This is a genomic window from Allobosea sp. R86505, assembly GCF_042466375.1.
In the GTDB taxonomy this organism is placed as follows: domain Bacteria; phylum Pseudomonadota; class Alphaproteobacteria; order Rhizobiales; family Beijerinckiaceae; genus Allobosea.
This window is the reverse complement of sequence record NZ_JAXHPY010000001.1, coordinates 938,519-952,937: the sequence shown is the minus strand read 5'-3', so window position 1 is coordinate 952,937 and position 14,419 is coordinate 938,519. Positions and strand designations below refer to the sequence as shown.

Here is a 14,419-nt window from a genome sequence, read left to right as displayed (position 1 = left end):
GTCAGTTCGTCGCGACGGGGGTGATGATGTCGCCGTCGCGCACGAAGGTTCCGGCGCGCGCCACCACCGTCTCGCCCTCGGCGATGCCGGAGAGGATTTCGGCGCGCCCGCCGCCGGCCAGCCCGAGCTTCACCGGCTTGGTCGTGACCTTGCCGTCGGTGACGCTCTGCACCGTCGGGCCCGTCCGCGCATAGGTGATCGCCGAGAGCGGCAGCGTGACCGCGTTCTTGCGCCCGGTCTCGATGATGCCCCGCGCGAAGGAACCGATCGCGACCGGCGGGTTGCCGACCAGCGCGACGCGCACCCGGCCGAGCCGCGAGGCCTTGTCGACCTCGGGCGCGATCAGGCGGATCGTGCCCTCCAGCGCCTGCGTCGCCCCGGCCGGCATCACCGCCACGGGCTGGCCGACCTTCAGCCCCGGCAGCTCGACTTCCGCGACCTCCGCCTCGAGCTCGACCGCACCATCGGCGATGATCCGGAACAGAGGCTCGGCCGCGGCCATCGCGGCGGTGCCGCCGAGCTTCGCGCTGCGGCGGCTGACGATGCCGCCCTGCGGCGCCTTGATCTCGGTGCGGCCGAGCTTGACCTCGATGTCGCGGCCCTGCGCCTTCGCCAGCGCGAGATCGGCCGTGGCGATGGCGAGCGCCTGGTTGGCGGAGTTGACCCGTGCCCGCGCCGCCCGCGCCGCGGCCGCCCGCAGGTCGAAGGTCTCGTTCGAGGCGTTGCCGCTGTTGCGCAGCGTCTGGGTGCGCTCGAAATTGTTCTCGGCCGCGACGAGATTGGCCTGTGCCTCGCCGATCTGCGCATTGGCCTGGGCGATCGACGCTTCGGCCCGGGCGATCTGCGCCTCGTTCTGCATCTGCTGGACCTCGAGCGTGGTGCGCGAGAGCCGCGCCAGCACCTGGCCCGTCGCCACCCGGTCGCCCTCCTCGGCGAGCAGGGCGACGATGGCGAGCCCGTCGACCTCCGGCTGCACCAGCACCTCGCGGCGCGCGATCATCGAGCCGGAGACGACGACGCTCTGGACGATCTCCGAGATTTCGGCCCGCGTCACGGTCACGGACGGCCCGGCCGTGGAGCCAGCCGGCGCGGCGGGCGCCTGGGCGAGGGCCGGCGAAACCGCCGAGACCAGCAGCGACAGCGCCAGGAGACGCGCTCCGGCAAGCAGGGCCGACATGAGAAAGGATCCTCGTTGAACGTCGCCGCGGCGACGGGTGGAAACGGTTGCGCTCATCATACGTCCGCCGGGCCGGAACGGAGCAGCACGCGGGCGAGGCCGCGCATCGCCGCGAACAGTGTCTCGGCCGCCATGGCCGCGTCGAAGGTCGGATCGGTCGCGCGCCGGCAGAAGAAGCCGTCAGCCATCATGAAGACGGCCTGGAGGAAGCGCGCATCATCGAGATCGGCCGGCAGCTCGCCCTGGGCCTTCGCCCCGGCGATGGCCTGCGCCAGCCCACCCGCGACGGTGCCGTCGATCGCCGCGCACATCTGCGCCATCGCCGGGTTGCGCGCGGCCTCGGCCCAGATCTGCAGGCAGATCACCGCCTTTTCGCGCGGCTCCTCGACCAGATGACGCCGCCCGAGCGCCTCGAGCTGGTCCAGCAGTGGGCCCTTGCCGGGCTCCAGCGCCGCAAAATCGGCCGCGATCTGGTTGCGGTCGCGCTCGGCCATGCCAGCGATGATCGCGTCCTTGGAGGCGAAGTAGCGATAGAGATTGCCTGGGCTCATCCCGGCTTCGGCCGCGACGTCCTGCATCGTCGCCGCATGGAAACCGGCCCGCGCGAAGACGCGCTCCGCCGCATCGAGAATGCGGGTCTGGCGCTCGGAGGGCGTGCGCTCGGGCGCGATGGCGGTGACGGTCGGCGGCACGCGAAGCCTCAAGGCATGAGAATGAACGTTCATTCTCATGCGCTTTCGGTGCTGTGGAGTCAAGCTCGGGCCATCGCGGGGGCCTTCACGCCCTCGACGTCCGAGTGCCATGCGGCCGCGGCAGCATCGCCATGCCGCCGCCGGCTCACAAATTGCTTGCGTGGCGGAGGCCGCCCCCACACAGTCAGGGGCGGCGCTGGTACGCCGCTCATGCCCGTTTTTTCACCGCCAATGGCCGACGCCGATTTCGCGATGACCGCTCACGCCCTGCCGGCGCGCCCCTCCCGCATTTCCCGCCCGGCCCGCCGCCGCGCCCGCCCGGCTCCCAAGCCGGTGCTCATCGTGCTCCATCAGGAGCATTCGACGGCCGGTCGGGTCGGCCGGCTGCTGCAGGCGCGCGGCCATGCGCTCGACATCCGCAAGCCGCGCTATGGCGACCCGCTGCCGCAGACGATGCGCGACCATGCCGGCGCCGTGATCTTCGGCGGGCCGATGTCGGCCAATGACCCCGATGATTTCGTCAAGGCCGAGATCGACTGGATCAATGTCTGCCTGAAGGAGGCCGCACCCTATCTCGGCATCTGCCTGGGCGCGCAGATGCTGGCGCGGACGCTGGGCGGCCGGGTCTACACCCATCCGGAGGGGCGGGCCGAAGTCGGCTATTACGGGCTCGACCTCACCGATCACGGCCGCGACCATGCGGCGGAAGCCGGCTTCGACTGGCCCGGGACCGTCTATCAATGGCACCGCGAGGGCTTCGACTGCCCGCCCGGCGCGGAGTGCCTGGCGACAGGCGGCGATTTTCCGGTCCAGGCCATCCGCTCGGGGCCGCGCGCCTATGGCATCCAGTTCCACCCTGAGGTGACGCCGGCGATGATGTGCCGCTGGTCGGTGCGCGGGCATGAGCGCACGCTGATGCCGGGCGCCCAGCTGCGCCATCTGCATCTCGAGGGCTGGTACCAGCATGACCCGGCGATCCGCCGCTGGCTCGATGGCTTTCTCGACCACTGGCTCGCCGTAGAAACGGACCCCGCGTGACCCGCACAGCTCTCGTTCTCGGCGCCGGCATGGTCGGCGTTTCCTGCGCGCTCTCGCTTCAGAAGCGCGGCTTCGACGTCACCCTGATCGACCGGCGCGAGCCCGGCCGCGAGACCTCCTATGGCAATGCCGGCGTGCTCGCCCGCTCCTCGATCGTGCCGCTGAACAACCCCGGCCTCTACGGCAAGATCCGGAGCTATCTCGGCAACCGCCACCCGGCGCTGAACCTGGACTGGTCGCGCGCGCTGACCCGACCGGGCTGGTTGCTGCGCTTCCTCTGGGAGGCCCGCGCCTCGAAGGCGGCAGCCCGCATCGCCGCGCTGGAATCGCTGACGAGCAGCACGGTCGAGCGCCATCGCGCGCTGATGGCGGAGGCAGGCGTCACCCATCGCCTGCGCGAGACCGGCACGCTCAAGCTCTGGCGCAGCGAGGCCGGCCATGCGGCGGCTCAGGCCGAGCACGACTTCCTAAAGGCGCATGGAATCGCCTCGCAGGTGCTCGACCGCCAGGGCATTTCGGGCGTCGAACCGGCGCTGAACCCGATCTTCCACGCCGGGCTGCTCTGCCTGGAGAACGCCTCGGTGGATTCGCCGGGCGCCGTGACGCAGGCCTATGCCGAGCTGTTCGCTCAGCGCGGCGGGCGGATCGAGCGGGCGGAAGCCCAGCGGCTGGAGCGCAGCGCATCCGGCTGGCGGGTGGTGACGGCGGAGGGCGGCTTCGAGGCCGACATCGCCGTCGTCGCGCTCGGGCCCTGGAGCATGGATCTCCTGGCGCCTTTGGGCCTCGACCCCAGGCTCGACGTCGAGCGCGGCTATCACCGCCATCTGCGGGCAAAGCCGGGAGCCAAACTGTCGCGGCCGGTCTACGACGTCGACGCCGCCTATTTCATGGCGCCGATGGAAGAGGGCTACCGCGTCACCAGCGGCGTCGATCTCAGCCGCCGCGACGCGCCCGACAACCACCGCCAGATCGACCAGGTCACGATGAGCGCGCGCGAGGCCTTCCCGCTCGACGAATTCGCCGGAGAGACCTGGCGCGGCGCAAGGCCGACCTTGCCGGATTCACTGCCGATGATCGGCGAGGCGCCTCGGAACCCCGGCCTCTGGCTGGCCTTCGGCAACCAGCATCTCGGTTTCTCGACCGGGCCGATCACGGGCGAGATCGTCGCCACGCTGGTCTGTGGCGAGACGCCGCCGGTGGACCCGACGCCGTTCGCGCCAGGGCGTTATATCCGCTGACGCGGGTCGCCACGTTCACTGGAAAAGCGCGGGAACCCCTCTCCCGGGTGGGAGAGGGGTAGGGGTGAGGGCCCGCCGCTGTTCCAGTTGGGCGGGACGCCAAAGCAGCGTCGGCGGCGCGGATTCCTCTGAAAGGGCAGGCCCTCATCCCTGCCCTTCTCCCACACGGGAGAAGGGATCCCCGCGCCCTTCATCGCGGTCTAACCGATAGCGGAAAACAAAACGCCAGCCCAAAGGCTGGCGTCATGAACATTTGAACGTCGGCGTCGCCTCAGACCTGGCGCGCCACCATCATCTTCTTCACCTCCGCGATCGCCTTGGCCGGGTTCAGACCCTTGGGGCAGGCGTTCGCGCAGTTCATGATGGTGTGGCAGCGATAGAGCCGGAACGGGTCCTCGAGATTGTCGAGGCGCTCACCGGTCTGCTCGTCGCGGCTGTCGATCAGCCAGCGATAGGCCTGCAGCAGGGCGGCCGGGCCAAGATAGCGGTCGCCATTCCACCAGTAGCTCGGGCAGGAAGTGGTGCAGCAGGCGCAGAGGATGCACTCATAGAGCCCGTCGAGCTTCTCGCGGTCCTCGCGGCCCTGCTTCCACTCTTTTTCGGGCGCCGGCGTCGTGGTCTGCAGCCAGGGCTCGATCGAGGCGTGCTGGGCGTAGAACTGGGTCAGGTCCGGCACCAGATCCTTGATTACCGGCATATGCGGCAGCGGGTAGATCGCGACGCGGCCCTTGGAGCCGCATTCGTCGATGCCGGTGGTGCAGGCGAGCCCGTTCTTGCCGTCCATGTTCATGGCGCAGGAGCCGCAGATGCCCTCGCGGCAGGAGCGGCGGAAGGTCAGCGTCGGGTCGATCTTGGACTTGATCCAGATCAACGCGTCCAGAACCATCGGCCCGCAATCCTCGCGGTCGACATAATAGGTGTCGGTGCGCGGATTTGCGGTGTCGTCGGGGCTCCAGCGATAGACCTTGAACTCGGTCAGCTTGGCGGCCCCGGCGGGCTTCGGCCAGGTCTTGCCCTCGACGAGGCGGGAGTTCTGTGGGAGATTGAATTCAGCCATTTTCTCTTCCGTTGAGCCCCGGGGACGTCAGCTTCTTCCAAAGTGGCTTGGCGGTCATGCAGCCAACCGCGAACGAAACTGCAAATCCGGATACTGCGCAAAGCAACAAAACAATTCCGGGCCAGCCATCGTCAACGTTGGCGCTTCCGAAATCGAAGATATACTCACCCAAGTTAACCAGCGCGTATATCGACAGAAGTGACCCTGCTATCGATATGAACGCAACATAAGTTAGCGCGGCGACCGTTTCAAAAGCGAAGATCGTCAGCTGATGACCCGTTACGTTGAGTCGATCAGCCAACTCCATTCCTCCTCAGTACACCCGCGCCTTGGGCTTGATGTACTCGATGTCGTTCGAGAGCGTGTAAGTGTGGACCGGCCGGTCGTCGAGCGTGACGGTGCGGTTCTCGTCGTCGATCCAGGACAGGGTGTGCTTCATCCAGTCCTTGTCGTCGCGGTTGGGATAGTCCTCGCGGGCATGGGCGCCGCGGCTCTCGGGGCGGTTGAGCGCCGAGTCCATGGTGACGACGGCCTGGGTGATCAGGTTGTCGAACTCCAGCGTCTCGATCAGGTCCGAATTCCAGATCAGCGAGCGGTCCTTGGTGCCGATGTCCGTGATGCCGGCCCAGACTTCGTGGATGAGCTTGTGGCCCTCTTCCAGCGTCTCGCCGGTGCGGTAGACGGCGCAGTTGTCCTGCATCGTGCGCTGCATCCGGCCGCGCAGATCCGCGGTCGGCGTGCCGCCCGAGGCATTGCGGTACTTGTCGAGGCGCGAGAGCGAGAGGTCGGCCGAGTTCTTCGGCAGTTCGGGCTGCTTCTCGCCCGCGCTCACCGTGTCGGCGCAGCGCAGGCCGGCCGCGCGGCCGAAGACCACGAGGTCGATCAGCGAGTTCGAGCCGAGACGGTTGGCGCCGTGGACGGAGACGCAGGCCGCCTCGCCGATCGCCATCAGGCCGGGCACAACGGTGTCCGGGTTGCCGTCGACCTTGGTCAGCACCTCGCCGTGGAAGTTCGTGGGGATGCCGCCCATGTTGTAGTGAACCGTCGGCAGCACGGGGATCGGCTCGCGGGTGACGTCGACACCGGCGAAGATCTTGGCGCTCTCGGAGATGCCGGGCAGGCGCTCGTGCAGGATCTTCGGGTCGAGATGGTCGAGATGCAGGTAGATGTGGTCCTTGTTCTTGCCGACGCCGCGGCCGCCGCGAATCTCCATCGTCATCGAGCGCGAGACGACGTCGCGCGAGGCGAGGTCCTTGGCGGACGGGGCATAGCGCTCCATGAAGCGCTCGCCTTCCGAATTGGTCAGATAGCCGCCCTCGCCGCGGGCGCCCTCCGTGATCAGGCAGCCGGCGCCGTAGATGCCGGTCGGGTGGAACTGCACGAACTCCATGTCCTGCAGCGGCAGGCCGGCGCGCAGCACCATGCCGCCGCCGTCGCCGGTGCAGGTATGGGCCGAGGTCGCCGAGAAATAGGCGCGGCCATAGCCGCCGGTCGCCAGGATCGTCTGCTGCGAGCGGAAGCGGTGGATCGTGCCGTCGTCCATCTTCAGCGCGACGACGCCGCGGCAATGTCCGTCCTCATCCATGATGAGGTCGATGGCGAAATACTCGATGAAGAACTCGGTGTTGTAGCGCAGCGCCTGGCCATAGAGCGTGTGCAGCATGGCGTGGCCGGTGCGGTCGGCGGCGGCGCAGGTGCGCTGGGCCGGCGGGCCCTCGCCATATTCGGTGGTCATGCCGCCGAAGGGGCGCTGGTAGATCTTGCCGTCCTCGGTGCGCGAGAAGGGCACGCCCCAATGCTCGAGCTCATAGACGGCGGCCGGCGCGTTGCGGACGAGATACTCGATCGCGTCCTGGTCGCCGAGCCAGTCCGACCCCTTGACGGTGTCGTACATGTGCCACTGCCAGGTGTCCTTGCCCATGTTGCCGAGCGAGGCGGCGACGCCGCCCTGCGCCGCAACGGTGTGCGAGCGGGTCGGGAACACCTTTGAGATGCAGGCGGTGCGCAGGCCGGCCTGCGAGCAGCCGACGGTGGCGCGCAGACCGGCGCCGCCGGCGCCTACCACGACGACGTCGAAGGTGTGGTCGGTGATCGGATAGGCCTGGCCGGTATAGGCCGGGCTCTGTCGGGACTTGGTGATCGCCATCGGATCAGCCTCCAAAGGACAGCTTCAGAACCGCATAGGCGCAGGCGGCGCCGACAGCGATCGCGAAGAAGGTATTGGCCATCACGGCCGCGATCTTGGCACCCTCACCATGGACATAGTCCTCGATGATGACCTGCATGCCAATGCGCATGTGCACGCAACCGGATACGACGAAGAGCAGCATCAGGATCGCCACCAGCGGGTGCGACAGAATGGCGAGCGCCGCCGGATAGGACTTGCCGGCGAGCGAAATCACGATGCCGAGGAAGATCAGCGACAGGACGAGGTTCGACACCGCCGTCATGCGCTGCAGCCAGAAATGGCCGGTGCCGGACTTGGCAGAGCCGAGGCCGCGGACGCGCGAGAGCGGGGTGCGCAGCGAGGAGTTGGATTGCATCGTCTCTCTCCTCAACGCACGGCCAGGGCGACGATCCAGACGAGCAAAGTCAGCCCGCCCGAGACGACCACGCTGTATTTCGCCAGGTTCATCCGGGTCTGCGGGTCATAGCCCTTGCCCATGTCCCAGATGAAATGGCGCACGCCGCCGGCCATATGGTGCAGCAGCACGAAGGAATAGCCGAACAGGACGAGCAGGCCGAACCAGGAGCCCGCGATCGCCTGCGCCGTGTCGAAGGCGGCGGGGCCCGAGGCCGCGGCGACCAGCCAGGCCGCGATCAGCACCGTGCCGGCATAGAGCGCAACCCCGGTGGCGCGATGGGCGATCGACATCGCCATCGTCCAGGACCAGCGATAGATCTGCAGATGCGGCGAGAGCGGACGCGCCGCCTGTTTGATCTCGGCCAAGATCGTCCTCCGTGGGGACTGCCCGGTGCCGGGCCTATCCATTTGGGATCATTCTAGAGTGTCTGGGTGTCTAACGAAACCGTTCCGTCGCTGCAATGCGGCATGACGACAGCGCGGTGACAGAATACAGAATCTGTCAGCGGTTACGGAATCGCTAACGCGGCAGCAGGGCCCAGTAATCGAGATCGAGGATGACGTCGGGGTCGTAGCCCTCGGCCGCCTTCAGCGGATGGTCGGCGCAAGGGCGGTTCTTGGTCGCGACCAGCCGCAGCCGCAGCGCGCCGACATCCTCGCGGCCGGGCAGCGCGGCCACCTCCAGCACCTCGCTCCAGGCGAAGACGGTGTCTCCGGCGAAGAGCGGCGCGACATGGCGCCCGCCATTCAGGGCGGCGATGTGGAAGGCGTTGCCGAGCCCGTTGAAGGAGAGCGCCCGGGCGAGGCTGATGACATGCCCGCCATAGATCAGCCGTTTGCCGAAGCGGGTGGAGCGGGCGCCGTGCCCGTCGAAATGGACCTTGGCGGTGTTCTGGTAGAGCCGGGTCGCGATCTGATGCTCGGCTTCCTCCACCGTCATGCCATCGACATGGTCGATGCGCTCGCCCGCCGCATAGTCGCCCCAGCGGAAGGGGCTGCCGGCAAGCGCGTCGTCATAGGCCGAAAGATCGAGTGGCGGGCAGCCCTCGCCGAGTTCCTCCGGCAGCACCGCCTTGGGCAGCTCCGGCACCTGTTCGGCATGGGCCGGCGTTCCCGGCGTACGCTTGCGCACCAGTACCCAGCGCGCATAGCTCAGCACGATCTCGGCCTTCTGGTTGCGGCCGATCGAGCGGACATAGACGATGCCGGCATCGCCGGCGGAGGTCTGCTTCAGCCCGATCACCTCCGAGGTGGTCGAGAGCGTGTCGCCGGGGAAGACGGGCTTCAGGAAGCGGCCATCGGCATAGCCGAGATTGGCGACCGCATTGACGGAAACGTCCGGCACCGTCTTGCCGAAGACGATGTGAAAGACGAGCAGGTCGTCGACCGGCGCGGTCTGGTAGCCGATCGCCTGGGCGAAGGCGTCCGAGGACTGCACGGCAAAACGCGGGCCGTAGAGCGCCGTATAGAGCGAGACGTCGCCGGTGGTGACGGTGCGCGGCGTCGCATGGACGATCACGTCGCCGAGGTGGAAATCCTCGAAGAAGCGCCCGGCGCTGGTCTTCGGGACGGGGTTCTGTGTCGATCCGGGCATGATCCGCTCGCTGGCTGCGCGCGATTGTGCGCTGCAACGGGTAGCAGCATCAAGCCCTGGCGAATGCGACGAAGGGCGGGTGGTTTTGGATGAGCCGGACGCTCCGGCGGACATCCACAGGCCACGTCAGTGGCAACAGCTACATTATGTCCGAGCCGTCATTCCGGACGCAGCGAAGCGGAGATCCGGAATCCATCGTAGGGTACCTACGGCGTTCTATGATGGATTCCGGAGCTGCACCGCTTCGCGGCTTGTCCGGAATGACGGTGACGATTCCGGCAGGCGCTCTACCAAGAGCCTGCGACAGTCGCGGTCCACCTTCAGATATACTGCCCGTGGCAGTGCTTGTACTTCTTGCCCGAGCCGCAGGGGCAGGCCTCGTTGCGGCCGACCTTGCCCCAGCTCGAAGGATCGGCGGGATTGCGCTCCAGCACCTCGGCATCGCCCTCGACCGCGGCGAACTGCATGCCGCCGGAGCCATACCCCCCAAAGGGCGAGGGCAGCGTATCCTGCGGCGGCGCAGCCTCGTCCTCGGGCTGCTCGAAGCGCACCTCGATGCGCATGAGATTGCCGGTGACCTGCTCGCGAAGCCGGCCGATCAGCGAATCGAACAGCTCGAAGGCCTCCTGCTTGTATTCGTTCAGCGGATCGCGCTGGGCATAGCCGCGCCAGCCGATGACCTGGCGCAGATGGTCGAGCGTGACGAGATGCTCGCGCCAGAGCGTGTCGAGCGTCTGCAGCAGCACCTGCTTCTCGACATAGACCATCACCTCTTCGGTGTTGCGTTCGATCCGCGCCGCATAATCCTCGTCGGCGATCTTGCGGATGCGCTCGCGCAGCTCGGCGTCGGCGATGCCCTCTTCCTTCGCCCACTCCTCGATCGGCAGGTCGAGATTGAGGAACTGCAGCACGCCCTCCTTGAGCGCGGCGGTGTCCCACTGCTCGGGATAGGCCTCTTCGGGGATGTGGCGCGTCACCAACTCGTCGGCGACGCCCTGGCGCATGTCGTCGATGGTCTCGCGCACGCTGGCCTGGCGCATGAAGTCGCGGCGCTGCTCGAACACGACCTTGCGCTGGTCGTTCATGACGTCGTCGTATTTCAGGATGTTCTTGCGGATGTCGAAGTTGCGCGCCTCGACCTTGCCCTGCGCCTTCTCGACGGCCTTGTTGATCCAGGGATGGACGATCGCCTCGTCCTCCTTGAGGCCGAGCTTGGTCAGCATGCCGTCCATGCGGTCCGAGCCGAAGATCCGCATCAGATCGTCCTGCAGCGACAGGAAGAACTTGGAACGGCCGGGGTCGCCCTGGCGGCCGGCGCGGCCGCGCAGCTGGTTGTCGATGCGGCGGCTTTCATGGCGCTCGGTGCCGACGATGTAGAGCCCGCCGGCCTTGAGCACGCGCTGCTTGAAATCGGCGACCTCGGCGCGGATGCGCGTGGCCTGCGCCTCGCGCTCGGGCCCCTCCTCCATGCCGGCGAGATCATGCGAGATCCGCATCTCGGCATTGCCGCCGAGCTGGATGTCGGTGCCGCGGCCGGCCATGTTGGTGGCGATGGTGATCGCGCCGGGCACGCCGGCCTGGGCGACGATATAGGCCTCCTGCTCGTGGAAGCGGGCGTTCAGCACGGCGAAGGCGCGCGAGGGCTTGCCCTGGCGGGCGGCCTCGTAGATCGGCTCCAGCGCCTTGGGATCGGTGAAGTCGATCAGCTTGAAGCCGTCCTTCTCCAGCATCTCGGCGATCAGCTCGGAGCGCTCGATCGAGGTGGTGCCGACGAGCAGCGGCTGGCCGGCCTCCTGCGCCGCCTTGATCTCGCGGATCACGCCGCGGACCTTCTCCTCGAAGGTGCGATAGACCTCGTCGTCCTCGTCCTTGCGGGCGACGGGGACATTGGTCGGGATCTCGACGACCTCGAGCTTGTAGATCTGGAAGAACTCGTCGGCCTCGGTCGCGGCCGTGCCGGTCATGCCGGCGAGCTTGGAATAGAGCCGGAAATAGTTCTGGAAGGTGATCGACGCCAGCGTCGCGTTCTCGGGCTGGACGGTGACGCCCTCCTTGGCTTCGAGCGCCTGATGCAGCCCTTCCGAATAGCGCCGGCCCGGCATCATGCGGCCGGTGAACTCGTCGATGATGACGACCTCGTCGCCGCGGACGATATAGTCCTTGTCGCGGGTGAACAGCGAATGCGCCCGCAGCGCCTGGTTGACGTGGTGCACGAGCGTGACGTTCTGGGCATCGTAGAGGTCGCCCTCCTTGAGCAGCCCCGCCTCGCGCAGCAGCTCTTCCATATGCTCGTTGCCGGCTTCCGTCAGCGAGACGGCGCGCTGCTTCTCGTCGACCTCGTAATCGCCCTTCACCAGCCCGGGCAGCACCTTGTCGATCGTGACATAGAGATCCGACTTGTCGTCGAGCGGGCCGGAGATGATCAGCGGCGTGCGCGCCTCGTCGACCAGGATCGAATCGACCTCGTCGACGATCGCGAAGTGGTGGCCGCGCTGCGACATCTGGCCGACATCGTACTTCATGTTGTCGCGCAGATAGTCGAAGCCGAACTCGTTGTTCGTGCCGTAGGTGATGTCGCAGGCATAGGCGCGCTGGCGCTCCTCGTCCTCGATGCCGTGGACGATGATGCCGACGCTGAGGCCGAGGAAGTTGTAGAGCTTCGCCATCCACTCCGCGTCGCGGCGGGCGAGATAGTCGTTCACCGTGACGACATGGACGCCGTTGCCGGCGAGCGCGTTGAGATAGGTCGGCAGCGTCGCGACCAGGGTCTTGCCCTCGCCGGTCTTCATCTCGGCGATGGCGCCCTCATGCAGCACCATGCCGCCGATCAACTGGACGTCGTAGGGACGCTGGCCGAGCACGCGCTTGGCCGCTTCGCGCACCGTCGCGAAGGCGGGAACCAGCAGATCATCGAGCTTGGCGCCCTTGGCGAGTTGCTCGCGGAAGGCGGCGGTGCGGGCCTGGAGCGCCTCGTCGCTGAGCGCCGAGACCTCCTTCTCCAGCGCGTTGATCGCGGCCACGCGGGGACCGTAGCCCTTGACGCGCCGGTCGTTCGACGAGCCGAAGAGTTTCTTTGCGAGCGCGCCAAGCATGGTCGGCCTTTCGGTGGTGTGGCTCCGGCGCCGCGCTGGCCTTGCGCCGCGTCCAGCCGGAACCTGAATTCTCAATGCGACGGCGTGTTTAGACGCGCGCGGAGGCGGGGTCCAGCATTGCCTTGCAGCGCCGCACGCCCCAGGCGCGCAGCGCGGTACGAACCCGCGCGGACCGGCGGGATGTAGGGTCGGCGCCGGGATCTTCCAAGTCCGGGCCCCGGCGGCGGCGGGAGCGCATCAGCAAAGCTTCGTGAAGGCGCACCCGCACGGGTTTTCGTGCCTTGCCTTTGCCGCGTTCAACTGGCAGTGCACCCGCGAACGCTCGGTTCGCTCTGTCCTGCAAGAAGGCACGTCCCATGAAGTTGTCTCGTCTCGGCATGGTTTCGCTCGGCCTCGTGCTCGTCGCGACGCCGGTCTTCGCGCAGGCGGACAAGGTCGTCGCCAAGGTCGACGGCATCGCCATCACCGAGCGCGAGATCGGCCTGGCGACCGAGGATCTGGGCGAGCGCCTGGCGCAGCTCCCCGACGAGCGCAAGCGCGACGAGGTCATCAACTATCTGGTCGACCTCAAGCTCGGCGCGCGCGCCGCGATCGCGGCCAAGACGGCCGATGGCCCCGACTTCGCCGCCCGTCTCGCCTATTTCCGCGAGAAGGTGCTGCTCGACCAGTATCTGACCGCCGAGGGCAAGAAGGCTGCGACACCCGAAGCCGCTCGCAAGCTCTATGACGAGACCACCAAGGCGATGGCGCCGGAGGAAGAGGTCAATGCTCGCCACATCCTCGTCGAGGACGAGGCCCAGGCCAAGGCCGTCGCCGAGCGCCTGAAGAAGGGCGAGGACTTCGCCAAGGTCGCCGCCGAGCTCTCCAAGGACCCGGGCTCCGGCAAGGAAGGCGGCTCGCTCGGCTGGTTCACCAAGGACCGCATGGTGCCGGAATTCGCCGAGGTCGCCTTCAAGCTGAACAAGGGCCAGGTGTCCGACCCGGTGAAGAGCCAGTTCGGCTGGCACGTCATCAAGGTCGAGGACAAGCGCAGCAAGCCGCTGCCCGACTTCGCGATGGTGAAGCCGCAGATCGACCAGTATCTCGAGCGCAAGGCCCAGCAGGACATCATCGTCGGCCTGCGCGAGAAGGCCAAGGTCGAGCGTCTCGACCAGCCGGCCGCGCCTGCTGCCCCGGCGGAGCCGAAGAAGCCCTGAGCGAGCGCTGACTCGCGAATGAGCCTTTGACATGGCCCGCGCCCGTCGCGGGCTATGTTCGTTTCAGACGAGATCGTCGAGCTTCACGCGCAGGGCGCCAGCGATCTTCTTCATTGTCTGCAGCGTGCCCTCGCGCTTGCCCGTCTCGATCTGCGAGAGATAGGGCTGTGCGATGCCGGCCATCTCCGCCAAGGCACTGACCGTGAGTCCGCGATGCTCGCGCCAGACCCGCACGAGGTTCTCGCCCGCGAGAATGCGATCGACCATGGCGGAGGGGACGAACTCCTCTTCGCCCGCGGCGAGACGGCGTTTGGCCTCGTCATAAGCCAGCACATCCTCGGCCATCTCGGCAGCATCGCGCAGCCGTTCGAACGTCGCTTCCGGAACCACGACCATTCGCTCTCCGCCAGGGCGGACGATGACCTCGTACCCCTCATCCATGTCCTCACCTCCTCAGTCGTAGATGCGGCTGCGATGGCCGACATCGAGGATGTCGAGGACGGCGCCGTCCTCATCAAAGATGACGCGATAGTCCCCAACCCGCAGCCGATAGCCGTCGCGACCCTGGAGCTTTCGGACATTCGCGGCCAAGCTCGCGGGAGCCTCCGCATATTGTTCAATCTTGCCGCGGATGCGCGCCGCCATTCCCACCGGCAATGCACGCAGAGCCCTCAGCGCCTGCGTCTGGTAGACGATCCGCCGCATGGAAACATGCTATAGCATACCGCTATGACCGAGCAAGCGTGGCGCG

General features: G+C 67.3%; 14 protein-coding genes. 3 read left to right on the top strand and 11 right to left on the bottom strand.

The window, feature by feature from the left end:
- Position 1: 1 nt before the first annotated feature.
- Both SJY11_RS04595 and SJY11_RS04590 read right to left on the bottom strand, forming a co-directional pair.
- Entirely contained in the window at positions 2-1,177 is a 1,176-nt protein-coding gene (locus SJY11_RS04595; RefSeq protein ID WP_376985244.1) for an efflux RND transporter periplasmic adaptor subunit, read from the bottom strand.
- A gap of 56 nt (positions 1,178-1,233) precedes the next feature.
- Positions 1,234-1,869, bottom strand: a complete 636-nt coding sequence (locus SJY11_RS04590) for a TetR/AcrR family transcriptional regulator (protein ID WP_376985243.1) — start codon at positions 1,867-1,869, stop codon at positions 1,234-1,236.
- Between the two features lie 252 nt (positions 1,870-2,121).
- Here SJY11_RS04590 and SJY11_RS04585 point away from each other — a divergent pair, with 252 nt between their 5' ends.
- Both SJY11_RS04585 and SJY11_RS04580 read left to right on the top strand, forming a co-directional pair.
- Positions 2,122-2,907 (top strand): glutamine amidotransferase, encoded by a 786-nt coding sequence (locus SJY11_RS04585; protein ID WP_376985242.1) that lies wholly within the window; start codon positions 2,122-2,124, stop codon positions 2,905-2,907.
- On the top strand, positions 2,904-4,145 hold the full coding sequence (locus SJY11_RS04580) for an NAD(P)/FAD-dependent oxidoreductase (RefSeq protein WP_376985241.1): 1,242 nt from the start codon (positions 2,904-2,906) through the stop codon (positions 4,143-4,145). Before SJY11_RS04585 ends, SJY11_RS04580 begins: the two co-directional genes overlap by 4 nt.
- A gap of 271 nt (positions 4,146-4,416) precedes the next feature.
- Here SJY11_RS04580 and SJY11_RS04575 read toward each other — a convergent pair whose 3' ends face one another.
- The 7 genes from SJY11_RS04575 to secA all read right to left on the bottom strand — a co-directional run bounded on the left by SJY11_RS04575 (position 4,417) and on the right by secA (position 12,472).
- Positions 4,417-5,202, bottom strand: a complete 786-nt coding sequence (locus tag SJY11_RS04575) for a succinate dehydrogenase iron-sulfur subunit (RefSeq protein ID WP_376985240.1) — start codon at positions 5,200-5,202, stop codon at positions 4,417-4,419.
- Positions 5,195-5,503 (bottom strand): hypothetical protein, encoded by a 309-nt coding sequence (locus tag SJY11_RS04570; RefSeq protein WP_376985239.1) that lies wholly within the window; start codon positions 5,501-5,503, stop codon positions 5,195-5,197. The genes SJY11_RS04575 and SJY11_RS04570 overlap by 8 nt, the downstream gene beginning before the upstream one ends.
- A 12-nt stretch (positions 5,504-5,515) precedes the next feature.
- Positions 5,516-7,348 carry a succinate dehydrogenase flavoprotein subunit gene (gene sdhA / locus SJY11_RS04565; protein ID WP_376985238.1) on the bottom strand — a complete coding sequence of 611 codons (1,833 nt, stop codon included), beginning with the start codon at positions 7,346-7,348 and terminating at the stop codon, positions 5,516-5,518.
- Between the two features lie 4 nt (positions 7,349-7,352).
- Complete coding sequence (gene sdhD, locus SJY11_RS04560) at positions 7,353-7,745, bottom strand: succinate dehydrogenase, hydrophobic membrane anchor protein (protein ID WP_376985237.1); 393 nt, start codon at positions 7,743-7,745, stop codon at positions 7,353-7,355.
- 11 nt (positions 7,746-7,756) lie between these two features.
- Complete coding sequence (gene sdhC, locus SJY11_RS04555) at positions 7,757-8,152, bottom strand: succinate dehydrogenase, cytochrome b556 subunit (RefSeq protein ID WP_376985236.1); 396 nt, start codon at positions 8,150-8,152, stop codon at positions 7,757-7,759.
- Between the two features lie 154 nt (positions 8,153-8,306).
- Positions 8,307-9,380 (bottom strand): MaoC family dehydratase, encoded by a 1,074-nt coding sequence (locus SJY11_RS04550; RefSeq protein WP_376985235.1) that lies wholly within the window; start codon positions 9,378-9,380, stop codon positions 8,307-8,309.
- Positions 9,381-9,700: 320 nt separating this feature from the next.
- Positions 9,701-12,472: a preprotein translocase subunit SecA gene (secA, locus tag SJY11_RS04545; RefSeq protein WP_376985234.1), complete on the bottom strand. Its 2,772-nt coding sequence runs from the start codon at positions 12,470-12,472 to the stop codon at positions 9,701-9,703.
- 356 nt (positions 12,473-12,828) lie between these two features.
- Here secA and SJY11_RS04540 point away from each other — a divergent pair, with 356 nt between their 5' ends.
- A complete protein-coding gene (locus SJY11_RS04540) occupies positions 12,829-13,668 on the top strand; it encodes a peptidylprolyl isomerase (protein WP_376985233.1) in 840 nt (279 codons plus the stop codon).
- Positions 13,669-13,731: 63 nt separating this feature from the next.
- Here SJY11_RS04540 and SJY11_RS04535 read toward each other — a convergent pair whose 3' ends face one another.
- Together SJY11_RS04535 and SJY11_RS04530 are read right to left on the bottom strand one after the other, a co-directional pair.
- Positions 13,732-14,109: a helix-turn-helix domain-containing protein gene (locus tag SJY11_RS04535; protein ID WP_376985232.1), complete on the bottom strand. Its 378-nt coding sequence runs from the start codon at positions 14,107-14,109 to the stop codon at positions 13,732-13,734.
- 12 nt (positions 14,110-14,121) lie between these two features.
- Complete coding sequence (locus SJY11_RS04530) at positions 14,122-14,373, bottom strand: type II toxin-antitoxin system RelE family toxin (protein WP_376985231.1); 252 nt, start codon at positions 14,371-14,373, stop codon at positions 14,122-14,124.
- Between the last annotated feature and the right edge of the window lie 46 nt (positions 14,374-14,419).